Raw genomic sequence first — 24221 nt, forward strand, 5'->3', positions numbered from 1 at the left:
TTCCGATCCACCCGAAAAGTCGCGATTCATACTCATTCGGCAATAAACCCGACGGCCTTCGGACGGCATACGACATGGCAAAGGGGCAGTATGTCCGACCCGGTGCGCGAAGCGCGCGAGCAGTTGATTCGCGTTGGCCTAAGTGGAAAGTACGCGTCCAGCGACGCCGTCCCGGATGTGATTGTCCGAAGCTGGCGCCGATCGATCAGCAGCGCAGTAAAAAGCTCCGTCGCGTCTCAGCGTTATCAGGACGTCGACACAGACTCACTGCTGTGTCGGGCTGCAGTGCCCGTCCTCGACCGGTGGCAGCACCAACTGGCAGACACCGGCACAACGCTCTTCCTGAGCGATCGCGGCGGCAGCATCGTGGCCCGGCGAACCAGTGACAACAGTGAGCGACGCCGACTCGACAGCGTGCACGCAGCAGAGGGCTTCGACTACTCCGAGGACGCCATCGGCACCAATGGACTCGGGACTTCCATGGTGGAAAGGCGCCCCATATTCGTTAACGGTAGCCAGCACTACAATGACGCATTGGCCGCTTTGGCGTGTGCGGCCGCCCCGGTCTATACGCCGGCAGGTTTGGTCGTGGGCTCAGTCTCACTTGGAGGGCCTGTCGAGGCTGCAAGCCCAATCATGCTGTCGCTCACGCGGGAGATCAGCCAACAGATCGAGGAGAGGTTGCGGGCCTCCTCCAGGCCCCAAGACCTTGCGCTGGCGATGTCTTTCATGCGCTTCACCAGCTCACAGCGACCCACAGTGGTGATGGACAAAGAGTCCATCCTTGCCAACACGCCGGGCCTGCCTTACGTCAACGTCGCATCACACGTCATGCTCTGGGAACTGATCAACTCCCACAACTGGTCCTCCAACAGCACGCTTCGCCGTCATTTGGAGGAGACTTTCATTGAGATCACGGCAAGGAGGGTCGTGGATGGGCCGCGCGAACACTTCGTGGTTCACTTTTCCAGTTTTGGCGAAACTCCAGACCACGATTCTGGAGTGGCGGCGCCCTCTAAGACGACCATTACCACGCTAGGGCGGGATAACACCGCCCCAGCAGTTGTCGTCGTTGACGGACCGCGTGGTTCTGGACGGGCGACTGTAGCCGGACGGCTGCGCACCACGCGAGAACGTGTGGCACGTCTTGAAGTGTTTGTCGTATCCGCAGCGGCGGCTCCGCCGTGGACGACCGTGGAGGGCCTCTTAGCCGGCGGCACGGACGTCCTGATCCGGCGCGTGGAGGAGCTAGCCGAGAACGAGATCCCCAGTCTCGCCGGCGTCGTGGAGCGGCAACGGAAGGCGCGTGCAGCTGGGCAACGTGCCAGCAGCCTGTTGCTGACCTCCTGGCGCGACCGAGCTGCGCCGATTGTCCAGGCGTTTATCGATGCCGCCGGACCAGCGGAGCATACTGAGTGCTTGGCTCAGCGCCCGGAAAGGATTCCCGGTCTGGTGAGGGTCCTCCTGAACGTCGTTGATCCGGAAGCGCGTCACACCATTTCGCCGGCTGCTCTGCAGTCGATGGTCCAGTGGAACTGGCCCGGCAATATCAGCGAACTCGCTGACACCGTGGCAGGCCTCGTACGTGAGGCAAAAGGATCAGTCATCGAACGACGACACTTGCCGAAGCATCTACAGCAGTCACCGCCACGACGCCACATGAGCATGATGGAGACGGCAGAGCGCGGGGCCATCATCAGGGCGCTCGACGCAGCCGGAGGCAACAAATCCGAGGCCGCAGCGCTGCTGGGTATGGGGAGGACGACCCTGTATCGGCGGCTGCGCCAACTTGGCCTTGATACGGGCGAAGGGTCGATCTGATCTTCAAGGCCGCGCTTCGCCGATGTCACGGCCCGCGTCGGGCCATCGAGGCTGATGACTTCGTCCACTACGGCCTGTAGGGCCGGACTTGTGTCGTCCCGACGCCACCCTGCCCTCAGGTGGATATCGGCGGTCGAGTCATTAGGAGGGACGAACACCACATGTGGGTCCTTCGCCTTACGCGCGACAGGCGCCAGTGTCAGATTGCATCCAACTTCGGCGCTGACCATTGACAACGCCATCTGCGCGTCCGGGGCCGCCCTACGATGTCGGCAACAAGGCCGTTGGCATAGGCCAGCCTTCGAGGCCACTCCGGCATGACTGCGCCTTCGGAGAGGGTTAGCGAGATGAGGCCTCGCCAGCAAGCCTGGCACGCTGCTGGGCCACTAGTTGGTCAGTAGAAGCGCTGGCGAAGCATTCCGCACGAGTCCACGCGTCGTCGTCGGCGATCGGACCGCGACTTCCGCTCCGCGCAAAGGCACGAGCAACTCGGTAACAGGGGCATTCAACGCCTGTCCAGTGGAAGTGTCAGCGCGGAACGGGTATTGCGGTCCAGCAGGCGAGTCCCAAGTTCGGCCGCAAGTTGTTTAATCGTCCGGCGGCGGGGCGGACGGGCGATGGGGAGCCGTTCGGCGGCGCGCCCGAAAATGAAGTTCCTGGGCAACTATTAGGAATGCCTGCAGTTGTCCGGCGCCCATGAGGAAATCTTCGTGCGCCGGACAGAACTGTGCAGAATTTGGACACGCTAATCAATTGCGGGTAATCCACAGGCAGGATGAGGATGTGCCGCAACTGCGGGACATCCCTGCAGCTCACCGACGAGCTTGTGGGCAGTTACGGAACGATCCCGGGAGACGGACGGCACGGAGTTGACCAGAAGTGTTGAATAAGGCTCGAAGGCTTCGCCTAGGCCGCAGCACGGGGCAGCTCCACGGAGAGGCCCGGTCGATCTCTGCGCCTCTTGATCAAATGCTCCCACTAGAGCTGAAGGAGACAACATGTCAGGACGTGTAGAGGGACGCAGCATCCTCATCACAGGTGCAGGGAGCGGTATGGGCCGGGTCATCGCCATCGCGCTTGCAAAAGAAGGGGCGAACATAACTCTCTTCGATCTAAACCTTGCAGCGGCCAACGCTGTGAAGGACGAAATCACCCTTGCGGGCGGTAGCGCCGTTGCTGCTTCGGGTAACGTCGTCGACCGAGCCGACGTCGCCATGGCGGTCCAGACCAGTGTCGATTCCTTCGGTCAACTCGACTGCATGTTTGCTATTGCGGGCATAATAAAGCCGACACACTTCCTGGAGACCACCGAAGAGAACTTCCGAAGCACCCTGGACGTGAACGGCCTGGGAACTCTTATCTGCCAGCAAGAGGCTGCGAAGCAGATGATCAAACAGGGCAAGGGTGGCAAGCTCATAGTCACATCGTCCATCGCGGGCCGGCAAGGTTACCCGAATTTCGCATCTTACTGCGCTAGCAAGTTCGCGGTGACCGCTTTGAACCAGTCGGCTGCCCATGCATTGGCGAAGCACAAAATCACGTCCAACGCCTTTGCGCCCGGCGTTGTGGACACCCCGCTATGGAAGAAGCTCGACCTGGACCTCATGGACATGGGAGATACATCCCGTCCTGGCGAAGCATTCGAGTCCTTTTCCGGAGCGAACCTGATCGGCCGCAAAGGCGTTGCGGAGGACGTGGTTGGCACGGCCCTCTACCTCGCATCTTCGGACTCCGACTATATGACTGGCCAGACCATCATGATCGATGGCGGTATGGTACTCGTCTAACGTCACCAATATGCTTGGATGCTTCGAAGGGGCCAGCGCCGAACGAGGAGATCGAACTTCTCGATCGGCGCTGTCCCGTTAGGGCAGAGCACCTTCGACGAGCTCATGTGCCTCTGCGGAAGGCACATGGTTTATGGGTTCGGCGACCATTCTCAGCAACCTCGACGAAGCGCAGTCCGGACTCATGGGACGTTTGCTTTCTAGCGTGGATGAGTACTCCAGCCAAGCCTTCCACGATACTCAGCGCCCCGGAACTATGCGCGGCCTTCCTGGATTTTCAGCGACGACCCCTGGCGAGCTGTTTTGGACTCGGCACCGCATCCACTTCCGCTGGACCTGCTCTGCGCCCAAACCGTCTACGGAACCAGCTCGAGGCATCAGCGCTCAAGCTGCTTGACTGAAAATTGGCGTACCACGGCTTTGGTACTCAGCCGCCGATTACTCCCGCGAGGCAGTCACGGATCCTGACAATGTCCGGGGAGCGCCGCGTCCAAAGCTCCTTTCCACGACATGGCCGGCACCAGGCCGCGACAGATGGCAGGAACCACCGCTGCATCCAGGCTTCCGCGCCCGTTTAGGGCCCGATAGACGGTTCAAGCGCGAGGCGCACGTCCGGTTGTCCAGAACAGCGGAGTGTGTCGTTTTGCTAATTTGGCGGGGCGCCGGCTTTGTTCTGGGTGCCAACAGGAAACCCCGAAGCTCCAGGTCGCTGGCGACTCCCCGATTCACTGACGGCCCTGTTCTGCCGCTTGGCACGGCGTGGACGGTCGTTGCCAGAAGCCTTTTTGAACCTTGCAGCGGATCTCCCTGCTCACTGTCCACTGACTCCCCCGAGCTCCGCGGCAATTGTACTGGGTACGGGCGGCGGGCACGTATCAGGTCCGCTATCTTAAACCGATCCGACTCGGAGAGACTGGGCGGAGATCAGCGCACGCCGTTGCCGAGAAACCGACGGGGCGCCCGGGACTTCCCGGGTCCTTTCATCTCTGCCAAAATTGCAACTCCCAATGCGGACAGTTGTTGTAGCGACCATTGGTGCCACGCCCCCGAAGCGCTCACGCCGTTCCACTCGGACATCTTGCCTGGCGTCGTTTAGGCCGATACGGGCGGTGGTGCCGTTTGACCCGTCACAGGGCCTACCCGGGCCGGGGTCGCAAACATTCCCCCACGCAGACCGCGGTTTTGACGCTTCACGCATCTATCGCCGTGCCTTCCAAGGAAGGCTCCCGATCTTCCAGATTTCTCTGGGACCAGGTACTCGGTCGACCACGCCGGTGGATTTCCCGGGGCGCTCCGCTGGCAAGACAGGAGCGCCCCGGGAACCATGCTGTCCCTTTTTGGGTGAGAAGGTTCTCTCTCAGGTGACGGCTAGGTGAGGCTGGCGCCGCCTCACAGAGGCGTTGTGGGCAACCACTTTAGCGATGGCGAACTCCAAAAGGATCACCACCAGCAACAGGACACCCGTGAAGAGCTCGGTAACGAAGGCCTTGACACCGATCGACGACATCCCCGCGGCGAGGACTGCGGTGATCACGATACCGAACGCGACGTTTATCATGCCTCCGCGCCCACCGGTGAGGCTGACTCCGCCAATGAGGACTGCGGCCAGCGCTAGAAGCAGCATGTTGGCCAGTCCATCGGGCGTTGCAGACCCGCCGCGGAAGGACGACAGTGCGCCTGCCAAGGCGCCGCAGCCGCCCGAAATGGCAAACGCGAGCACCAAACGCGATTTGAGCTTGACCCCCGATGCGACAGCCTCCTGACGGGCTCCGCCGATCGAAGATATCTCACGGCCCCATCGTGTCCGCGACAGGAAGATGCCAAGAACGGCGAGCACCGCGATGGTTGTCAGGGACAGGGGCGTGAAGACCCAGATCCGGACCATGAGTGCGTCGCTCAGGTTGTAGTCGGTGAGGGTGACCGGGACGCCGCCGGTCGCCAGCCAGGTTGCGCCGCGGAGCAGGATCAGCGTTCCGACCGTGAATACAAGCGAACTGATTCCCAGCCGAGCAATCACCCAACCTTGGAGCGAGCCGAGCAGTACACCCACGACTGTAGCGATGAGAATGCTTGCGATCAGGCCAAGGTCGCCGAGCTGTACGGCAATAGCCCCTGCAAAGGCGGCCATCGACGCAACTGAGAGGTCGAACTCCCCCGCGATCATTGTGACCGCCAGCCCGGCCGCGATGACACCCAGCGGGATGAGCCGTTCAAGCGACGAGAAGAGCGCAGCCTCGCCACGGAAGCTGGGTGAGACCACCGCCATGATGCCGATAACCAGGATGAGGACGAGGATTTGGAGCGCGTACTTGAAGGCGAACTCCTTGGCTGCATTCATCGAGTACTGACCTTTCTAAGAACATGAAGAACTACGACGAGTACGACGACGATGCCGCCGACAAGGAACACGCGCCAGCCGGCGTCGAGACCATGCAGGAGCATGATGTTTCCCAGGGCCACAATGAGCAGCGCACCGAGCGCAGACCGGGTGGGTGATCCTTCACCGCCGGATACTGCCGTGCCCCCAACCAGAACCGCCGCAATGACGTCCATGGTGAGTCCGGCAAGGTCATTCGCCTGCATCTGATGCAGTTGTGAGGCATTCAGTGCTCCGGCGACTCCGAGCCCCACCCCAAACGAGATGAAAGCCCAGATGGTGGTCGCTTGGGCAGAGATGCCGCTGTTCCTCGCTGTGGCGCGGTTGGCGCCGAGCAAGTGGATGTTGCGTCCGATAAGTGTGTGTTCGGTGAGGAACCAGGCAACGGCCGTGAAGAGCACGAAAATGTAGACAGGCAGCGGGATTTCCAGGAAGGTCCAGGTTGCCAGCCACGCCACGTCAACGCTGCCCGCAGTGACCACCGCACCTTTGGTGGTGATGGCCACCAGACCATAGATAACCGAACCCACGGCGAGGGTGGTGATAACGGGGTTGAGACCCGCTCCAACGATGAGGCCCTGCATGACCCCGAGTGCGACCGAGAGCAGGACGGCGGCGCCGAGCCCCGCGAGCGCCGATCCGGTCAATCCTGAAACTGCGAGGAAGATGATCCCGGCGAGCACCGTGGACGATGCAATACCTAACGAGAAGAAGTTGCCGGAAATCGTGATGGCGGTCATCGACACAGCGATGATCCCGACGATTGAGGTGTTGATGAGAATGGCTCGGACGTTCGCAAACGTTGCGAAGTCGGGCGTGCTGAGTGCCGACACAGCAAACACTGCCACCAGAAGAAGCGGGAGCGTGTAGTTGTTGATGAAGCGCACCAAGCTGCCCCGGTGTGATGGCGCTGTGAAATTGGCGGCAATGGTTGCTGCTGTACTAGTCATGATTCACTTCCTCACGATGCATTACTTCGCGAACGAGGGCGGATTCGGTCCACTCTTCGGCTGGGCGGATTGATGTTTGTTCGCCGCGGTAGTAGGTGGCGATTGTGTCAGAGAGACCCAGAACCTCGTTGGTGTCCGAGGAGCTGACTATTACGCCTACCCCGGAGTCGCTGAGCCGTCGAAGCTGCGCGTAGATGTCGGCGCGCGCTCCGATATCCACGCCGCGGGTAGGCTCCTCTACGAGGAGGACCCGCGGGTTGATTCCCAGCCATTTGCCGAGGGCCACCTTCTGCTGGTTCCCACCGGAAAGCGTTCCGACGTTCGAGTTCATGCGTTTGAGGTCGATAGCGAAGTGAGCTGCATAGCGATTCGTCTCGTCGACCTCCGCCCGTGCGCTTACAAACCCTACTGCGGACAACCGGTGCAGCCAGGGCGACGATAGGTTCCGGCGGATCGGAACTCCTGCAAAGATCCCGTCCTTCTTGCGATCAGCGGAGCAGTACGCGACGCCCGCGGAGATGCCGTTCTGCCGCCCGTGAGTGTTGAGTGGCCGGCCGTCGACGATTATTTCACCGGACACAATTTCGCCGACGCCGGCAAATGCCTCCATCAGCTCAGATGTTCCAGAGCCAAGCTGTCCCGTTAGCCCCAGGATCTCACCCCTTCGGAGAGTCAAATTGATCTCCGATCGGAGCTCGGGAATCCGGAGTCCGCGTGCCTCCATCACGACATCACCTACGGCGGCGGCCTTTCCGGGATAGAGGTGGCCCAGTTCCCGGCCGATCATCTTGGCGACAATCGTCTCGACGTCGAGCTCTTTGACCTCGAGAGGGGCCTCGCTCATGCCGTTACGGAAAACGGTGACGCGGTCAGCAATCTCGAAAACTTCACCCAGCCTGTGGGTGACATAAACAACGCTCCGCCCCTCCGACGCGAGACGTTTGACGGCACCAAGCACTCGGACGATCTCCGCATCCGAGAGGGCGGCGGTCGGCTCGTCGAAGATGATGACCTTGGCATCCCTGGCAAGCACGCGCGCAATCTCAAGAAGTTGCATCTCGGCAACTGAGAGTTCCTCAACCGGCGTAGACGGGTTCAGGTCCGCCAGCCCGACGCGCCCAAGAATCGCCACGGCGTTGTCATTCAGCTTGCGGGGGCTCCACCACCAGGGCGCGGCCAGCTGACCGAGCACGAGGTTCTGTGCCACGGTCATCGTTCCGACCGTGCTGAACTCCTGCTGGACGACGGCGATTCCCGCAGCTTGTGACAGCGAGACGCTTGAGATGTTTGCTGGCGTTCCGTCGATCTCGATGGAACCCTTGTCGGGTGAGACGAGGCCTGAGATGACCTTGACGATCGTGCTCTTGCCTGCGCCGTTCTCGCCCAACAGGGCCATGACCTCGCCGGCTCGGAGCTCGAAGTGCACGTCCGACAGGGCGTTCACTGCTCCGTAAGACTTGAAGATGCCGCTCGCCTTAAGGCGGAGGGGAGTGCTTCCAGTCATTGGTTTCTCCTCGGTTTACATGGGTGGTGCAAAAATGCGCACACCGGATAGGTGCGGAGCCTCGGATAGCTCCGTTTGAGGGAGGTATCCGAAGCTCCGCGGTTGAAACGGACTCCAGTTGTGAGGTCCTATTTGCCCATCAATTTGTCGAACGAGAGGCCCCAGATGTCGAATGAGGCGTTGTTTTCGGCTGTCACCTGGGGGTTCATCATGTACGTGGCCGTATGCGGGGCTTCGACCTTGAGTTCGGGCTTGTTCGACGAGGATTCAATGGTGACTTCGCCTGGCTGCACCTGTCCTGTGGCGATGTACTGGGCGGCGGTCCGAACGACGAGTGCGCCCTCGATCACGGGAGACTGCAGGGTAGCCGACCAGATCTTGCCGCTGCGCAGGTTCGTCATGTCGCCGGAAGAGGTTCCGGTGATCAGGATGACGTCTTTTCCCGGCTTCAGCCCGTTTTGTTCCAGCGCCTGCACGACACCATTGGCTACGTCGTTGCTGTGTGCATAGACGATGTCGATGCCCTGTCCAAGGAAGCGCGGAATGACCTGGCTGGCTGCTTTGAAACCGCCCTGAGCGTCAACAGTCGGGGTGGGTTCGACGGCGAGCACATTGAACGCGCCGGGCGTGGCTTCCGCGAAGGCTTTCTCTCGGTCGTCACCAGCGGCGTACCCGGCAGTAAACCGGATCTCTACCACGTTAGGCTTGCCATCGGGCCCGTGAAATTTGACCCCCTCGGCCTTGAGCTTCTCGACGGCGGCAAGGGCGTTTAGTGCGGCTTCCTTGCCGATGCCCGTGTCCGAGACCCCCGCGTACGCTTTCACGTATTTGGACGCCTCGGGGGTGACCAGGTTGTTGAACTGGATGACCGGTGCCTGCGCAGAAAGCAGTCGAATTGAGTTCGTTGCGGCTGCGGCGCCGGCCGGCCACATCAAGACTGCGGCCGCACGCTCACCGGTGGCGAGCCACTCCTGGACCTGCTGATCCTGCTCAGTTTGGTCCCAGTTGTTCTCCACAATGTTGACGGTGTAATTGAGGGACTTTGCTTCGTCCTTGATTGACTGGGAGGCAGCCGCCAGATACACGTTCGAGGTCGAAGGCATGAAAACCTTCAAAAGAGCGCCACCGCCATCTATGCTTCCAGTGCCGGCAGCTTGGGTGCCGACGTTGGCGCCCGGAGAAGGATTGCCGTTAGTGCCGCAAGCGGCAGTAGTGGAAATTAGACCGGCAGCCAAAACCGCGACAGCGATTTTTCTCCATGTAGCCAGATACGGATGATGCATTTTCTATGCTCCTTTGAATAGAGTGGGTTCGGGCTAGAAATGCAGGAGAGGTACAGAGAATTCTGTGTATGGGGCAACGCCATTTCGTTCCACGTGCTTCGTAGGGCTGCGGGCGTATTCCTGACCTGTTCCCAGGATTTAGCCCGAGTTATTGGATTCTTGCGTAGAAACCCCCCGGGATCCGCGCTATGTACAGAACTTGAACACGTTACGTTGAGGGCGTCCGCTCACCAGAGCGCCGGCGCCTCAGGCTCCGGAGGTCAGTTGTACCCGCCGGGGCCGATCACCTCTAATTCGGCGTCCAATACCAAAGATGGACGACGTTATGGATGTTTATAGGTCAAAGTAGGAGAGCTTCTCCCCCTGATCACGTTGTCGCGACGGACAGGTTGGAGAAGAAGGCAACGGTTCCGATGTCAACGAAAAGCCCGACGCTGCCACGGGCCGGCTGTGCCTTGGTTTCAGTGAGATCCAGAATCTTCGTCCCGTCGATCATGACCCGCAGACTCCTGTCCTGCACTTCAATGCGCAGACGGATCCATTCGTCCGGGCCGATGTCGGCCCCGGACTCGTAGCGGCCGTCCGGGTACTCCTCGCGGAGGCGTTCATACTTCCATTCCGGGTACGCGAAATACTGCACCGCACGGTCTATCCGAGGCCCCGGCGGGTCAACCTTAGCCCCATTGAGAGGCCGGATATAGACAGCCTCAAAGCTGTCCAGGCTGTCCGTTATCCGGTAGGCAAGGCCAGCGAATGCCCGCGCAAAGTCGGGCGCATTCGCACTGAGCCGGCTCAGCACATCGACTTCGACGGTGCCATTTTCGAAATCCGCGGGTATCAGGACGAATGTGGGCTGGTCTATGTAGTCGATGCCAGGGACGCCTGAGGCGGCGGCGGCGGTCAGTTCGATGCGAAGTGCCTGACGGCCTGCAACACTGACGCTCTCGGCTGTGACGGAGTTCAGCGAGGCCCCGGCGGGCAGGTTTTCCAGTGCACGCACCGCCGTGCTGTTCGGCTTCAGATCGTTCATCATGAGTTCCTTTCCTCGGAATGTCCCTAGGGAACGTCGGATTGTCCGCCCAGCGTGACCACGAGCTTGCCGGTCACCGAGACGTCCTCCATGTCCTGGTGCGCCTGGACAATGTCCTCAAAGGGATAGACCTTCCCGATCGGAACACGCACCTCCCCTGTTGCCACCGCGTCGAGGAATTCCTGGAGGACGGCTCCGGGGAGGTCTTGGGCACCGCCTGAATAGGCCGTGAGCCGCACACCGTTGGGGATGTAATCAATAGGGTAGAAGTCCGGCACCGTCCACTCGTCCGACAGCATGCCTGTAAAACACACCGCCCCGTGCACCGCGGTGGCCCGAAGTGTGTCGTGCAAGGTCGGCGTTCCAACGAGCTCAACAGCGCCGCCCACACCATCGGGAAAGATCTCCCGGACCTCTTTGGCGATGCTTCCGGTGTCGATGATGGCATGGTCTGCTCCGGCGTCGAGCAGTGCCTGCGCCTTTGTGGAGTTCCGGGTGGTGGCGAGGACGGTGATGCCGCGGCGTTTGGCCAGGACGACCAGCGCCATGCCGATCGATGAGGTGCCGCCTCGGATCAGGAGGCTGCTGCCGCGGGCGGCGTTGACGCCGACGGTCAGCGATCCATTGGCGGTTTGCAGCATTTCCGGAACTGCACCCAGGATGGCCCAGTCAAGATGGCTTGTGAACGGGACGACATTCGACGCTGGCACCGTGACGTACTCGGCGTACCCGCCGTCGAACGTTCTGCCCATGCCGCCCATCAGGGCGGCCACCTGGCTCCCCGCGTCAAACTCTCCGCCGGGTGCCTCCACCACCACGCCCGTGGCTTCGATGCCGGGGATGCGGGGAAAGGAGCCAAAGGATCCCAGACCACGCCGGAAATGCAGTTCGGAACGGTTCAGACCAAAAGCATGGACCTTCACTAGGACCCAACCGGGCCTGGCAACTGGCCGGGGCACCTCCCGTATTTTCAGGGCGTCCGGGCCCCCGGGTCCGTCGAGGACGACGGCGCGCATCAGGTCAGGCATGGTCCTTCATTCCTTGTGAATCGGTGTCATGTGAAATATCCAGCTTCACTGGGTTAGCCATGGATGGTTCTGTTTGGCGCGCAGCAGTCTCGGGACCGCGCCGGATGGCCGGGATGGCGGCGAGCGCAACGGCCGTTATCAAGAGTCCGGGCACAAGGGGCCATTTGGTCGATTCAGTAAGCGTCTGCACGGCGTAGGGAGCGATGCCGCCGAAGATCGTGGTGGCAACAGTCCCGCCGATCGCCAAGGCGGTCAGGCGCCCCCTGACATCGAACTGTTCAGGAATCGCCGACGCCCCCACGGCACTGAGGCTGCCCGCAAGACACGCAAGCACCACCACCGCCGAGACCGCGACTTCCACGTTCGGTTGGCCGGCCGCAGCGAACATCGGGACCGGGAGCACAATCGCCGCGGCCGCAAGGACCAACAGAGTGGCACGCCGCCCATACCGGTCGGACAGCCAACCTGCCACGGGAGAAGTAAGGACGACGACGCCGGCCGCAAGCGTTGCCAGACCCATGGCCGAGGATTCGCTCCATTCCTGGACCGAAATCAGGTACGTGGGCAGATAGATGATCCCCACATAATAGGCAGCCGAGCACAGTCCCGAAATGAAGAACGTACGAACTACCGCACGCCACTGACGCCGCAAAATACGTACTACTGGCTCCCTCTGTGCTGCCAGTCGGCTTTGCATGAACAACGGCGTTTCGGGGAGGGCCGACCGGAGAGCCAGGATCACCGCAGCGAGAACGCCGCCCACAACGAAGGGGATCCGCCACCCCCACTCCTCGACCTGGGAAGCGGAAAGCGACAGAACCGTCAGGGCCGAAATGCCGGCCGCCAGCAACGCACCGATTTCGCTGGCCGCCGCAGCCAATGAGGTAACCAGTCCGCGGTTCCTTGCCGTGCTGCTCTCCAGGAGGTAGGTCATAACCCCGGTGTATTCGCCGCCAACAGAGAACGCCATAACGCAACGAAGGGCAAGAAGCCACAAGGCCGCCGATTCACCCACCTGGGCAAATGTGGGCAAAGCAGCCATCCCGGCCGTGGCCAGGAACATCAACGCCATCGACGCCAGAAGAACCGGGCGCCTTCCCCACCGATCACCCACATACCAAACACCAACCCGCCCACGGGGCGCAGCAGATACGAGACAGCAAACGTCCCCAGTGTCATCAGGACGCCCGTCGGGCTGTCGCCAAAAAAGACCCGGGACAGTACTGAACTCAGGAAGAGGAACAGGGTGAAGTCGTACCACTCCACCACGGTCGAGACCACAGCTATGGCGAGGCGGCCGCGGGAAAGACCCGGCCTGCCGGAACCGGGGACAAGCAATGAGGGCATGGGAGGTCCTTCAACGGAGGAGGCGAAACCCCAGCATATACCTCGAAACGAGGTAACGACGAGATAATGCCTCGTTCCGACATATTCATGTCATGTAGCATGGCGTTCGTGCTGGAATTGATGATTTTGGGCTTCCTCGCAGAGGGCCCGCTCCACGGCTATGAACTGCGCCGGAAAATGAACGAACTGTACGGCTTCGCCCGTGAAATCAGTGACGGGAGCCTGTACCCGGCCATCCAACGCCTGATCAAAGCCGGCGCCATCGTCCGGCATGTCGAGAAAGGACGCGCCGCGCAGCGCCACACGCTAGAACTCACACCAGAGGGCAGGAAAGAACTCCACCAGCGACTGCGGAGTGCATCAGCCGGCGACGTGACCGACCTCGGCAAGTTTATGGTCGTTCTCGCCTTCCTGTCCCAGCTTCCCGACATCAACGACCAGCACGACGTACTCCGGCGCCGCCTCCAGTTCCTCGAGGCCCCAGCCAGCTTCTTCTACGACAACGGCCGCCCGCTGCGCCGGGCAGAAATACAGGACGTCTACCGCAAAGGCATGCTCACCATCGGCCAGGCCGCCAGCCGTGCCGAAATCACCTGGATTCGGCAATCCCTGGGCATCTGACTTACGAAGTTAACTATCGGCGTTAGAAAATCCCTGGAAAACTGGGGAAAAGCGCTCGCCGGAGGCCATTTAGGCGGGCGGCCAAAATCCTGTTGGCCGCCCTGAGGGCGGCAGGTGCGAGCGGGATGGCAGCGACCGCACGATGTTCGCGGATGCCCTGGCTATTCGGCCGAAGGCTTTCTCTTGTTCAGCGTTCCAGCCCGAGGTCCCACGGCGTAATCCGGCCATCGAACCGGACAGCCGTGGCCTCCACCATGATCAGGCAGGCTCCCCCTGCAGCCCGGCTGGCGAGGTGCGTCAGATGACAATCCGTGGGGCACCCCGTTTCGGGGCCGCGGCTCTCCGCCGAGTACATGCACTAAGCGACATCCACACGCGGTTGGGTATCTCCAACGACCTGACGGTGTAGGGCTCAAAAAGGGAACTCACGGCTCGACTCCTTAGTGCAAGGGATTTTTGGGCAGACGACGCCCGTCGAACCAAAGCGCCATCCAGGTTACCCGCGGTCCAATACCTATTACAGGGAGGATTTATGCAGTTCGCTGCAAAGATGCTTGTCATTGCAGCGCGCTCTCCCTTAGGTGACTATTACGAAATTGTCATCAATAAGCACCCTAATAAGTATTGGACTGTATAGCCGGCAGCTGGGATCGTAGTCCTAAGACAAACTGCCTTCAGAAAGAGTTCAGGACGATGAGCAATTACGCAACCACCAACCCGGCAACCGGAGAACGCGTTGCCGAGTTCCCGTCCCTCAGCGACGAGGACGTACAGGACGTACTGAAGCGCTCATTCACGCAATACCGTGAATGGCGCGCCGTCCCGCTCGCCGAACGAGCTGCCATCCTCAGCCGGGTTGCCGAGCTGCACCGCGAACGCTCCGACGAGCTGGCCGCCATGCTGACCCTTGAAGTAGGAAAGACGACGGCGGAGGCCAAGGGCGAGGTTGCCCTCGTCGCCTCCATCTATGACTACTACGCGGACAATGCCGAGCGCTTCCTCCGCGAGGAGCCCCTGGACGTCAAGGGGACCGGCAGGGCTGTGGTCCGCACCGAACCCATCGGACCCCTCATTGGCATCATGCCGTGGAACTTCCCGTACTACCAAGTGGCCCGGTTCGCCGCGCCCAACATCGCGCTCGGCAACACCGTCATCCTGAAGCACTCCCGCAATTGCCCGCAGTCGGCGCTGGCCATCGAATCGGTCTTCCGGGATGCCGGGCTGCCGGCCGACGTCTACATCAACGCGTTTGCCACCAGCGGCCAGATCGCCACAATGATCGCGGACCCGCGGGTGCAGGGCGTCTCCCTGACGGGATCGGAGAAGGCCGGATCCGCCGTCGCAGAGGTCGCCGGACGCCACCTGAAGAAGTACGTGCTGGAGCTGGGCGGTTCAGACCCGTTCATCGTGCTGCCGGACGCCAACCTGGACAAGGCCGTGGCCGGCGCCGTTTCCGGCCGCATGTACAACGGCGGCCAGGCCTGCACAGCGTCCAAACGCTTTATCATCGTCGGCGACATCTACGACGAATTCCTGAAGCGCTACACCGATGCCATGTCCAGGATCACGCCCGGTGACCCCACGGATGCAAAAACGACCTTCGGTCCCCTGTCCTCCCAGTCCGCCGTCAAAGAAATTGACGAGCTGGTCCAGGACGCCGTCACCAAGGGCGCAACCGCTTACACCGGCGGTGCCGGCCCAGACGGACCGGGCGCCTACTACCCTGCCACGGTGCTGACCGGCGTGACATCCCAGATGCGCGCCTACTCGGAAGAGATCTTCGGCCCGGCAGCAGTGGTCTTCCATGTGGATTCCCCCGAGGCTGCCATCGACCTGGCCAACGACTCCCCCTACGGCCTGTCCAGCTCCATCTACACCGCCGACGTCGACTACGCCCAGCAGCTCGCCGACCAGTTGGAAACCGGCATGGTGTGGATCAACAGCATCAGCCGCAGCGCCCCCGACCTGCCCTTTGGTGGCGTCAAGCGTTCAGGCGTCGGCCGTGAACTCGCCCAGTACGGGATCAACGAATTCGCCAATAAAAAGCTCGTCCGGATCCCCAAGGCATAGATCCTGCGACGAAGACTTCGAGGAGCATCGTGACGATTGAAACAAGCCCCCTCAGTGCAAGGCATCGGGCCGCAGAGTCCGCGGCACCAGACGCGCCGCTCGGCTCTGACATGTTCGGCCGCACCGGCAGCGGACCCCTTGCCGGGCTCCTCGTGGCCGACTTCGGCCGCGTGCTTGCTGGCCCGTACTGCACCATGCTGCTGGCTGACATGGGCGCCACGGTGGTGAAGATCGAAAGCCCCGACGGCGACGAAACGCGGGCATGGAAGCCTCCCGTCCGGGACGGCCAGTCCACCTACTATCTCTCGATTAACCGGAACAAGGGCTCCATCGCCCTCGATCTCCAGGACCCCGAGGACCGGCGCATTGCCCAGGAGATCGCCGGTCAGGCGGACGTGGTGGTGGAGAACTTCAAGCCCAACGGCCTGAACAGGTTTGACCTGGACTATGACACTGTCGCGGCAACAAACCCCGGCGTTGTCTACGCATCCATCACCGGATTCGGGACGGCAGGCGGCGCGTCCCTCCCCGGCTATGACCTCCTGGTCCAGGCCATGTCCGGTCTCATGAGCGTGACCGGCTCGCCCGAGACTCCCGCCTACAGGTCCGGCGTGGCCGTGTTTGACGTGATGACCGGCCTGCACGCGGCCATCGGCATCCTGGCCGCCCTCCAGGAACGCCAGCGCAGCGGAAAAGGCCAGCGGATCGAAGTCAACCTGATGTCCTCCGCCCTGTCCGGCATGGTCAACCAGACCGCTGGATACCTCCTCAGCGGCAGTGTGCCCACCCGGCTCGGGAACGAACACCCCAGCATCTACCCCTATGAGCCGCTGGCCACGGGCGAGGGCGACATTGTGATCGCCATCGGCAACGACCCCCAGTTCCGCCGGCTCTGCCAGGCACTCGGCACGCCGGCCCTGACCGGCGACGACCGCTTCGCGACGGCTCCCCAGCGCAGCCTCAACCGCAAGGCACTGAGGCCACTGCTGCTGGAGGCCCTCCGCAGCCGAAGTTCCGCCGAATGGTTCGAGGTCCTCACAGAGGCGCAGATCCCCTGCGCGCCGATCAACGACGTCCGCCAGGGCCTTGAATTCGCCGAACGGATCGGCCTGGATCCCGTCGTCACAGTAGGTACCGGCGACTCTGCTCTGCCGGGGATCCGCAACCCCATCACCTTCTCCGAAACCCCGGTCAGCTACGACATGGCCCCGCCGGATCACAATGCCCACCGAGAGCCCATTCTCGCGTGGCTACGCTCAGAGTCCCCAGGAGCAGCAGTCCCCGCCGCAGCATCACCACAGTTCCAGCAAGCTTAAGAACAGAAAGTTCAATCATGACAACCACAGTTGATCAGCGCACAACGCTCTCCGATTACTTCCTGTTGGATGACGACCTCACCCCCGAGGAGATCGGCATCCGGGACAAGGTCCGTGCGTTCGCCGAGCAGCGTGTCCTGCCGGTCATCAACGAGTACTGGGAGAAGGCCGAGTTCCCCACCGTACTGCTGCCGCCGCTAGCCGAGTTGGGAATCATGGGCACGATCATCCAGGGCTATGGATGCCCGGGTATGAGCCGGAAGGCAGCGGGTATGGTGGCCCGCGAGATGGCCCGCGCCGACGGCAGCCTCAACACCTTCCTCGGCATCCACTCGAATCTCTGTATGGGGGCCCTGAACATTCTTGGCAGCGACGAGCAAAAAGAACGCTGGCTCCCAGCCCTGGCCCGGATTGAAAAAACAGGAGCCTTCGCCCTGACCGAACCGGACCACGGCTCGGACTCCGTCGCCCTGGAGACCAGCGCCCGCCGCGACGGGGACCAGTGGGTTTTGAGCGGCCACAAACGGTGGATCGGCAATGGGCACGTCGCGGACGTCATTGTCCTGTTCGCCCGCAACACCGAGGACGGGAACGTCAACGCGTTCGTCATCGAAAAGGACGACGACGGCCGGTACCCGGCGGGCTACTCCCCCACCGTGATCACCGGCAAGGTGGGCAAACGTGCCATCCTCCAGGCCGACATCGTCATCGAGGAAATGCGCCTGCCCGCGGCCAACAGGCTTGAGGGATGCCACTCGTTTCGTGACGTGTCCCGCGTACTTCAGGCAACCCGGGGCGGCGCAGCTTGGGAGGCGGTTGGTCATGCCATGGCTGCCTTCGAAATTGCTTCCGATTATGCGCAGACCCGCATCCAGTTCGGCAAACCGATCGCATCGTACCAGCTGGTGCAGTCACGGTTGGCGAACATGCTCAGCGAACTCACCACCATGCAGCTGCTGTGCAACCGCATGGCCGAACTCGCGGACCGGGGCCAGCTCACCGTCGCACAGGCGTCGATGGTCAAAATGGCAACCGCCCAAAAGGGCAAATGGATCTGCAACGAGGCACGTGAGCTGCTCGGCGGCAACGGCCTGCTGCTGGAGAATCACGTCATCCGCCACATGACCGACATGGAAGTCGTCTCCACCTATGAGGGCACCGACTCCATGCAGGCTCTCATCGTGGGCCGCGACATCACCGGTATCTCCGCCTTCAACTAAGCTTCCCGGTCCGCCATCGCGGATCGCGACAACTGACCGCGGCAGAACGCCAGCGACACGAACAAAGGAATGCAAAACATGGCTGAGGCCTTTCTAATTGGCGGCGCCCGCACGCCCGTGGGCCGCTATGGCGGTTCGCTCTCTTCCGTGCGTCCGGACGATCTAGCGGCACTCACGGTGCGGGCCGCCGTCGAACGCGCCGGCATTGACCCGGCCGTGGTGGACGAGGTGATCCTCGGTAACGCCAACGGTGCCGGCGAGGAGAACCGCAACGTCGCCCGCATGGCGTGGCTGCTCGCCGGGTTCCCCGACACCGTCCCCGGCATCACCGTCAACCGCCTGTGCGCCTCCGGCCTGTCCGCCATCATCATGGCCTCGCATATGGTCAAGGCCGGCGCCGCGGACATCGTCGTCGCAGGCGGCGTGGAGTCGATGAGCCGTGCCCCCTGGGTCATGGAAAAGCCGGACAAGCCCTTCGCCAAACCCGGAGCCGTCGTTGACACCTCCATCGGCTGGCGCTTCCCCAACCCCGCCTTCCTGTCCGGGGAACTCTCCCGCGACGGCAAGGCCGCGTTCTCCATGCCGGAGACCGCCGAGGAAGTGGCCCGCGCCTACGACATCTCGCGTGAAGACTGCGACGCCTTCGCCGTCCGCTCCCACGAACGCGCCCTCGCCGCGATCGAGGCCGGACACTTCGCCGACGAAATCGTCCCCGTGACTTTCAAGAGCCGCAAAGGCACACAAACCATCGTGGACACCGACGAAGGCCCCCGCCCCGGAACCACCACGGACGTCCTCGGCGCCCTGCGCCCGGTGGTCAAGGGCGGCAGCGTGGTCACCGCCGGGAACTCCTCGACGCTCAACGACGGCGCCTCGGCGATCATCGTCGCGTCCGAAGCCGCCGTGCAGAAATACGGCCTCACCCCCCGCGCCCGCATCCTCGACGGCGCGTCCGCCGGCGTGGCACAGGAAATCATGGGCATCGGCCCCGTCCCGGCCACCCGCAAGGTCCTGGCCCGCGCCGGAGTCGCGGTAGCCGATCTGGCCGCCGTCGAACTTAACGAGGCTTTCGCCTCCCAGGCCCTGGCCTGCATGCGCGAACTTAAGCTCGAACCCGACACCGTTAACAACGACGGCGGCGCGATCGCCCTCGGCCATCCGCTCGGCTCCTCCGGGTCCCGACTGGTCATCACCCTGCTCGGGCGCCTCGAACGCGAAGCCACACAGGGCCGCAAGCTCGGCCTCGCCACCATGTGCGTCGGCGTCGGACAAGGCACAGCACTGCTGCTGGAAGGCATCTGATGACAGAAGTAATGAACGACGCCGGAACGCGCCTTGATACCTCGGGATTCGTCACGCTGCTGGTTGAGGAGCGTGAGGACCGTTTGGCGGTCCGGCTGCACCGGCCCGCAGTGAAAAACGCCATCGACCAGGCAATGGTGGACGAGCTGCACGCCGTGTGCACGCACCTCGAGCGCACACCGAAGATCCTGATCCTCTCCGGCACGCCAGGTGACCCCGATACCGGAGCACGCGCCGTCTTCGCGTCCGGTGCCGATATTGGCCAGCTGCGCGAGCGGCGCCGTGACGACGCCCTGGCAGGGATCAACTCCGGGGTCTTCGACCGGATCGCGAAGCTGCCCATGCCCGTCATTGCCGCGCTGGACGGATTTGCGCTCGGCGGCGGGGCGGAACTGGCCTACGCGGCTGACTTCCGCCTCGGTACTTCGGCGCTACGGATGGGCAATCCCGAGACCAACCTGGGCATCCTGGCCGCGGCCGGTGCCACCTGGCGGCTGAAGGAACTCGTCGGGGAGCCTCTGGCCAAGCATATTCTGCTGGCCGGCAAGATCCTCACCGGCGAAGACTGCCTCGCCATCGGGCTCATCACAGAACTCGTGGACCCGGAGACGCTGCTCGACGCAGCCCACGCCCTGGCGGACGCCATCGCGGCGCAGGATCCGCTCGCAGTACGCATCACCAAAGCCGTGTTCCACGCTCCGCGGGAAGCCCATCCCGTCATCGACACCCTGGCCCAAGGCATGCTCTTCGAGTCCCAGGCCAAATTCGACCGCATGCAGGCATTCCTCGACAGGAAGAAGAAGTAAATGAACAACCCACTAGTGCCAGCCAGGCGACCCAACGGCCTCCCTTCCGGCTTCCCGGCGCGCGTAGGCGTCCTCGGCGGCGGCCGAATGGGCGCGGGCATCGCCCACGCGTTCCTCGTCAAGGGGGCCAATGTGGTGGTAGTCGAACGCGACGAAGCCGCCGCCCAGGCAGGCCGTGAGCGGGTCGCTTCCTCCGCAGCGAAAACAGTCGAGCGGAATCCGGGTGGCAATCTCGCCGAGATGGTCTCCCGCCTCTCCGTTTCCGTGGACTACGCCGACTTCGCGGACCGCGAGCTGGTGGTGGAAGCCGTACCGGAGGACTGGGCTCTGAAAGTGGCAGCGCTCCGACGGGTCGAGGAGCAGCTCACCCCTGGAACCGTGCTGGCCTCAAACACGTCCTCCCTGTCCGTGTCCGGGCTTGCGGACGAGCTGGCGCGGCCCCAGGACTTCCTCGGACTGCACTTCTTCAACCCGGTCCCCGCCTCCACCCTGATAGAGGTGGTCATCGGCCAGCAGACCCGCCCCGAACTCGTCGAGCAGGCCCGGACCTGGGTCCATGGACTGGGCAAGACCGCCGTCGTTGTCAACGACGCCCCGGGCTTCGCGTCCTCCCGCCTCGGCGTAGCCATCGCCCTCGAAGCAATGCGCATGGTCGAGGAAGGCGTCGCCAGCCCCGAGGACATCGACAACGCCATGGTCCTCGGCTACAAACACCCCACCGGGCCGCTGCGCACCACGGACATCGTGGGCCTGGACGTGCGCCTAGGCATCGCCACGTACCTCCACAAGACGCTGGGTGAGCGCTTCGCACCCCCGCAGATACTTCGCGACAAAGTGGCCCGCGGCGAACTGGGCCGCAAGACCGGCAAGGGCTTCTTCGACTGGTCGCAGTCGCCCGAATAGCCAGGTCGATTGTTACCCCTTACTCCGACACAAGGACACCAGTGATACGCTTGCGTCAATAATGCGCGGAGGAGATGCAGTGGAAATCAACCAACTTGTTGCCTTTCTTGCTGTCGCGGACGAACTGCATTTCGGCCGCGCAGCGGAACGCCTGCACGTTGCCCAACCGCCGCTCAGCAGGACCATCAAGCAACTTGAAACTGAGCTGGGTTCCCGCCTCCTCGACCGGACAACTCGATCCGTGAAACTGACGTCCAGCGGTCGGGCGTTGATAGGGCCGGCCACGGAAGTCCTTGAAGCCCTGCGTCGCGCGGAAGATGCGGTCCGTTCGGCTGATGGCGGCGAGTCGGGCCTTGTTCGCATAGCTTTCGCCGGTGTCTCAACGCACCAACTCGTTGCGCGGCTTGCCCGCTTGGTGAGGTCTCAACGCCCAGGGATTCAGTTGGACCTTTCCAGCCAGAATTTCGCGCAGCCCGCAATGACCAAGCTTGTGCAGGGTGACACGGACATCGCCTTCGGACGCTGGGACGTGATCCCGGCAGAAGTCGCTTCCAAGGTGGTGTCGCGGGATTCACTGGTCATCGCGCTCCCCGACACCCACCGACTGGCGGGAGCCCGTCGATTGGCGATCGTCCAGCTGGCGGCGGAGGGCTTTGTTTCGCTCCCTTCTTATGAGGGGGCTGTGCTTCCCGACCGGCTCCGACGTCTCGCGCGGGACAACGGATTCGTTCCTAGCATCGTTCAGGTGGCACCCGACACGCAGACGGCATTGGCCCTCGTCAGCGCGGAAGTCGGATGCCACCTAACATTGGCCTCAGTAGCAGTCAACGCAACCGATCCCCACATCGTCTTTATTCCGCTGGACGATACGACGGCCGATGTAGATCTCAGGGCGGCTTGGCGCCGGAACGACACGAATCCGGCAGTGAAGGCCGTACTCCATGAAGTCATGAATCTCGATGAAGCGTTCCGCATTCAGCCCCCATACGAGTGACGTCGATTCATAGGGTCGCTTCCCCCGGCTCGAGTCCAAGCTGCCGGAGGCGGCGGTAAAGTGTGGTCCTTCCCATCCCCAGCAATTCCGCGGCCTCAGATTTATTCCCGCCAGCAGCGTCTAACGCCCTGATGATGGCATCCCGCTCAGCGGATTCGAGGAGTGACAAGTGACGCCGCGGAGGAGCCTGCTGTAGGTGCTTAGGCAGATGCCGTCTCTCAATCACGGAAGCGTTTACCGTACGCACGAGCTGGGAAAGAGTCTCCGCCAACTCGGCAATGTTACCGGGCCAGTTCCATTGGACCAGTGACTGCAGAGCAGCCGGCGAAATGGTGTGCCGTGAATCCAGATCCACCTCATTGAGTATTCGCGTCACCAAACCCGGAATTCGTTCAGGAGCCTGACTCAGGGGCAACGTTCGTGCCGTTGCGCCGATGCTGTCCACGAGAACTTGAACATCCGGAGAGGCATGTTCACGCGAAACTGTAACGAACAGGCGTCCCGAACGGCCGTCAGAGCCCAGTCTCTTCCCGGCTGCCTTCAACACAGTGGTAAATGCAAGAAATTCGTCCGTGCTGATCTCCTCGACGCGGCGCACGATGACGTCCAGGCCGCGCTCCAGCAGGTCCTGCACCTGGTTCCACGGAACTCGGGACTCGGATGCGATCACAAACATTTCCGGCGTTCCAGTACTGCCCCAGCTTGCGCGCAGGTCCGCGGCCGCCGTCAGTCTCCCGGAACCAGGCGGCCCCTCGACGACAGCGACAGCCACCCCGAACGCCTTTGTCCTTGGCGGTGCCACAAGAGAATTTTTACCGCGGCCCAATACGCCCGTCTCATGGCGCCCGCCGTGAGGCAGCGCATCCGGCTCGAAAAAGTGCACCACGAAATGACCGCGTGGGCCATCGGTGACCCTGCGGGCCGTAATCTCAATCGTTGTCCCCTCAAGTTCGCGACGAAGCATGGGGGCAGAAGACCAGTTGTGGGTGTTGAGCACTTCCCACAGCATCACGTGCGAAGCGACGTTTACGTACGGCAATCCGGGCGTGTTGGCGAGAATGGATTCGTGATCCAGCACGACCGTGGGTCGCTGGGAACTGGAAAAGCGCATGAAAGACATCGCAAGTGCAAGGTCTTGGGGCCTGGACGAGGTGCGAAGCCTCTCTTCGATCTGTTGGCTGATCTCCCGCGTGAGCGAGAGCATGATTGGATTGGCATCCTCCATGGGTCCGCCTAAAGCGATAGAACCCACAACTAGGCCTGCTGGCGTATAAATGGGCGCCGCCGCGCAGGCATTTGTGGCCAGCGCATCACTATAGTGCTGGCTGCCCTTGACGAACACCGGCCGCTTCTCGACCATGGAGGTTCCCAAGGCGTTGGTGCCGATCGAGTCTTCGGAGTAGTCAAAGCCCTCGGCCGCATGCATGTTGTCGAGGCGCCGTCGCTCACTGCCGTCGCTCGTCCGCCTATCCACGATGCTGCCGCCGCGATCGCTTAGGAAGAGTGTGGTTCCAGTGTCTGCCAACTGGTGCTGCCAACGGTCTAAAACAGGCACGGCGGCCCTGCCAAGCAACGTGTCCGTATCCACGTCCCGGAAGCGCTGCGGAGGTGCCGAAGCTTCCACCGAGCTACTTAATGATCTGCGCCAGCTACGCACGATGAGATCCGGCACGGTGTCAGCGTGGTAGATGCCGGTGAGTCCTACGCGAATCAGCTGCTCGCGCGCTTCCCGTACGGGATCGGTCATTTGTGCACCCTTGCAATGTTCGTTCGTACGTCTGAGTGTCCGCCTTCCGAGGGGACCGGGCAGGTCGGATTATTGCCCTCCGGGTATCAAACCCCCAATCGCAAGCGCCGTTGCC

At 62.4% G+C, this 24221-nt stretch carries 21 protein-coding genes; 10 read left to right on the forward strand and 11 right to left on the reverse strand.

Annotated features, from left to right (window positions below; genetic code table 11):
- Nucleotides 1-1821, forward strand: a 1821-nt coding sequence (locus CXR02_RS21330) for a helix-turn-helix domain-containing protein (protein WP_308470705.1), incomplete at its 5' end; no start/stop codon positions are given.
- Between the two features lie 505 nt (nt 1822-2326).
- On the opposite strand, the gene CXR02_RS21335 is transcribed toward CXR02_RS21330, so the two are convergent.
- Nucleotides 2327-2485 carry a LysR family transcriptional regulator gene (locus tag CXR02_RS21335; protein WP_252603295.1) on the reverse strand — a complete coding sequence of 53 codons (159 nt, stop codon included), beginning with the start codon at nt 2483-2485 and terminating at the stop codon, nt 2327-2329.
- Between the two features lie 334 nt (nt 2486-2819).
- Between CXR02_RS21335 and CXR02_RS21340 the strand changes: the two genes are divergently transcribed.
- Nucleotides 2820-3608: an SDR family oxidoreductase gene (locus tag CXR02_RS21340; RefSeq protein ID WP_104063819.1), complete on the forward strand. Its 789-nt coding sequence runs from the start codon at nt 2820-2822 to the stop codon at nt 3606-3608.
- Between the two features lie 1357 nt (nt 3609-4965).
- On the opposite strand, the gene CXR02_RS21345 is transcribed toward CXR02_RS21340, so the two are convergent.
- From CXR02_RS21345 to CXR02_RS22705, 8 genes are all read right to left on the reverse strand, one after another.
- Entirely contained in the window at nt 4966-5946 is a 981-nt protein-coding gene (locus CXR02_RS21345) for an ABC transporter permease (RefSeq protein WP_104063820.1), read from the reverse strand.
- Nucleotides 5943-6935 (reverse strand): ABC transporter permease, encoded by a 993-nt coding sequence (locus CXR02_RS21350; protein WP_104063821.1) that lies wholly within the window; start codon nt 6933-6935, stop codon nt 5943-5945. The genes CXR02_RS21345 and CXR02_RS21350 overlap by 4 nt, the downstream gene beginning before the upstream one ends.
- A complete protein-coding gene (locus CXR02_RS21355; protein ID WP_104063822.1) occupies nt 6928-8439 on the reverse strand; it encodes a sugar ABC transporter ATP-binding protein in 1512 nt (503 codons plus the stop codon). Before CXR02_RS21355 ends, CXR02_RS21350 begins: the two co-directional genes overlap by 8 nt.
- Nucleotides 8440-8567: 128 nt before the next feature.
- Entirely contained in the window at nt 8568-9722 is a 1155-nt protein-coding gene (locus CXR02_RS21360) for a sugar ABC transporter substrate-binding protein (RefSeq protein ID WP_104063823.1), read from the reverse strand.
- Nucleotides 9723-10089: 367 nt separating this feature from the next.
- The gene (locus CXR02_RS21365; protein ID WP_146072580.1) at nt 10090-10752 is read right to left on the reverse strand and encodes a family 16 glycoside hydrolase; all 663 of its coding nucleotides are present in this window, start codon (nt 10750-10752) and stop codon (nt 10090-10092) included.
- 26 nt (nt 10753-10778) lie between these two features.
- Nucleotides 10779-11780 carry a zinc-binding alcohol dehydrogenase family protein gene (locus tag CXR02_RS21370; protein WP_104063825.1) on the reverse strand — a complete coding sequence of 334 codons (1002 nt, stop codon included), beginning with the start codon at nt 11778-11780 and terminating at the stop codon, nt 10779-10781.
- Entirely contained in the window at nt 11773-12894 is a 1122-nt protein-coding gene (locus CXR02_RS21375) for an MFS transporter (RefSeq protein ID WP_258061165.1), read from the reverse strand. Before CXR02_RS21375 ends, CXR02_RS21370 begins: the two co-directional genes overlap by 8 nt.
- Nucleotides 12843-13127: a hypothetical protein gene (locus tag CXR02_RS22705; RefSeq protein ID WP_219816472.1), complete on the reverse strand. Its 285-nt coding sequence runs from the start codon at nt 13125-13127 to the stop codon at nt 12843-12845. The genes CXR02_RS21375 and CXR02_RS22705 overlap by 52 nt, the downstream gene beginning before the upstream one ends.
- A gap of 108 nt (nt 13128-13235) precedes the next feature.
- Between CXR02_RS22705 and CXR02_RS21380 the strand changes: the two genes are divergently transcribed.
- On the forward strand, nt 13236-13748 hold the full coding sequence (locus tag CXR02_RS21380) for a PadR family transcriptional regulator (protein ID WP_181037326.1): 513 nt from the start codon (nt 13236-13238) through the stop codon (nt 13746-13748).
- A gap of 187 nt (nt 13749-13935) precedes the next feature.
- Here the strand turns inward: CXR02_RS21380 and CXR02_RS22710 are convergent, their stop codons facing one another.
- Entirely contained in the window at nt 13936-14103 is a 168-nt protein-coding gene (locus CXR02_RS22710) for a hypothetical protein (protein ID WP_219816473.1), read from the reverse strand.
- A gap of 338 nt (nt 14104-14441) precedes the next feature.
- Here CXR02_RS22710 and CXR02_RS21390 point away from each other — a divergent pair, with 338 nt between their 5' ends.
- The 7 genes from CXR02_RS21390 to CXR02_RS21420 all read left to right on the forward strand — a co-directional run bounded on the left by CXR02_RS21390 (nt 14442) and on the right by CXR02_RS21420 (nt 22359).
- On the forward strand, nt 14442-15818 hold the full coding sequence (locus tag CXR02_RS21390) for an NAD-dependent succinate-semialdehyde dehydrogenase (protein ID WP_104063827.1): 1377 nt from the start codon (nt 14442-14444) through the stop codon (nt 15816-15818).
- A 29-nt stretch (nt 15819-15847) separates the two neighbouring features.
- Nucleotides 15848-17134 carry a CaiB/BaiF CoA-transferase family protein gene (locus tag CXR02_RS21395; RefSeq protein WP_258061166.1) on the forward strand — a complete coding sequence of 429 codons (1287 nt, stop codon included), beginning with the start codon at nt 15848-15850 and terminating at the stop codon, nt 17132-17134.
- 17 nt (nt 17135-17151) lie between these two features.
- Nucleotides 17152-18354, forward strand: a complete 1203-nt coding sequence (locus CXR02_RS21400; protein WP_104063829.1) for an acyl-CoA dehydrogenase family protein — start codon at nt 17152-17154, stop codon at nt 18352-18354.
- 78 nt (nt 18355-18432) lie between these two features.
- The gene (locus CXR02_RS21405; protein WP_104063830.1) at nt 18433-19656 is read left to right on the forward strand and encodes an acetyl-CoA C-acyltransferase; all 1224 of its coding nucleotides are present in this window, start codon (nt 18433-18435) and stop codon (nt 19654-19656) included.
- A complete protein-coding gene (locus CXR02_RS21410) occupies nt 19656-20462 on the forward strand; it encodes an enoyl-CoA hydratase/isomerase family protein (protein WP_258061167.1) in 807 nt (268 codons plus the stop codon). Before CXR02_RS21405 ends, CXR02_RS21410 begins: the two co-directional genes overlap by 1 nt.
- Nucleotides 20463-21365, forward strand: coding sequence for a 3-hydroxyacyl-CoA dehydrogenase family protein (locus CXR02_RS21415; RefSeq protein ID WP_104063831.1), 903 nt, complete (start codon nt 20463-20465; stop codon nt 21363-21365). It abuts the gene before it with no gap.
- Between the two features lie 79 nt (nt 21366-21444).
- Complete coding sequence (locus CXR02_RS21420) at nt 21445-22359, forward strand: LysR family transcriptional regulator (RefSeq protein WP_104063832.1); 915 nt, start codon at nt 21445-21447, stop codon at nt 22357-22359.
- A 7-nt stretch (nt 22360-22366) separates the two neighbouring features.
- Here the strand turns inward: CXR02_RS21420 and CXR02_RS21425 are convergent, their stop codons facing one another.
- A complete protein-coding gene (locus CXR02_RS21425; protein WP_104063833.1) occupies nt 22367-24106 on the reverse strand; it encodes a helix-turn-helix domain-containing protein in 1740 nt (579 codons plus the stop codon).
- Nucleotides 24107-24221 lie beyond the last annotated feature (115 nt).

It is taken from the genome of Arthrobacter sp. 4R501 (assembly GCF_002929755.1).
Taxonomy (GTDB): domain Bacteria; phylum Actinomycetota; class Actinomycetes; order Actinomycetales; family Micrococcaceae; genus Arthrobacter.

Excerpts from the sequence above, each read along its gene's own strand:
- CXR02_RS21340 (WP_104063819.1), top strand. The coding sequence starts at position 2,820 with ATGTCAGGACGTGTAGAGGGACGCAGCATCCTCATCACAGGTGCAGGG.
- CXR02_RS21345 (WP_104063820.1), bottom strand. The coding sequence starts at position 5,946 with ATGAATGCAGCCAAGGAGTTCGCCTTCAAGTACGCGCTCCAAATCCTC.
- CXR02_RS21350 (WP_104063821.1), bottom strand. The coding sequence starts at position 6,935 with ATGACTAGTACAGCAGCAACCATTGCCGCCAATTTCACAGCGCCATCA.
- CXR02_RS21355 (WP_104063822.1), bottom strand. The coding sequence starts at position 8,439 with ATGACTGGAAGCACTCCCCTCCGCCTTAAGGCGAGCGGCATCTTCAAG.
- CXR02_RS21360 (WP_104063823.1), bottom strand. The coding sequence starts at position 9,722 with ATGCATCATCCGTATCTGGCTACATGGAGAAAAATCGCTGTCGCGGTT.
- CXR02_RS21365 (WP_146072580.1), bottom strand. The coding sequence starts at position 10,752 with ATGAACGATCTGAAGCCGAACAGCACGGCGGTGCGTGCACTGGAAAAC.
- CXR02_RS21370 (WP_104063825.1), bottom strand. The coding sequence starts at position 11,780 with ATGCCTGACCTGATGCGCGCCGTCGTCCTCGACGGACCCGGGGGCCCG.
- CXR02_RS22705 (WP_219816472.1), bottom strand. The coding sequence starts at position 13,127 with ATGCCCTCATTGCTTGTCCCCGGTTCCGGCAGGCCGGGTCTTTCCCGC.
- CXR02_RS22710 (WP_219816473.1), bottom strand. The coding sequence starts at position 14,103 with ATGTACTCGGCGGAGAGCCGCGGCCCCGAAACGGGGTGCCCCACGGAT.
- CXR02_RS21390 (WP_104063827.1), top strand. The coding sequence starts at position 14,442 with ATGAGCAATTACGCAACCACCAACCCGGCAACCGGAGAACGCGTTGCC.
- CXR02_RS21400 (WP_104063829.1), top strand. The coding sequence starts at position 17,152 with ATGACAACCACAGTTGATCAGCGCACAACGCTCTCCGATTACTTCCTG.
- CXR02_RS21405 (WP_104063830.1), top strand. The coding sequence starts at position 18,433 with ATGGCTGAGGCCTTTCTAATTGGCGGCGCCCGCACGCCCGTGGGCCGC.
- CXR02_RS21410 (WP_258061167.1), top strand. The coding sequence starts at position 19,656 with ATGACAGAAGTAATGAACGACGCCGGAACGCGCCTTGATACCTCGGGA.
- CXR02_RS21415 (WP_104063831.1), top strand. The coding sequence starts at position 20,463 with ATGAACAACCCACTAGTGCCAGCCAGGCGACCCAACGGCCTCCCTTCC.
- CXR02_RS21425 (WP_104063833.1), bottom strand. The coding sequence starts at position 24,106 with ATGACCGATCCCGTACGGGAAGCGCGCGAGCAGCTGATTCGCGTAGGA.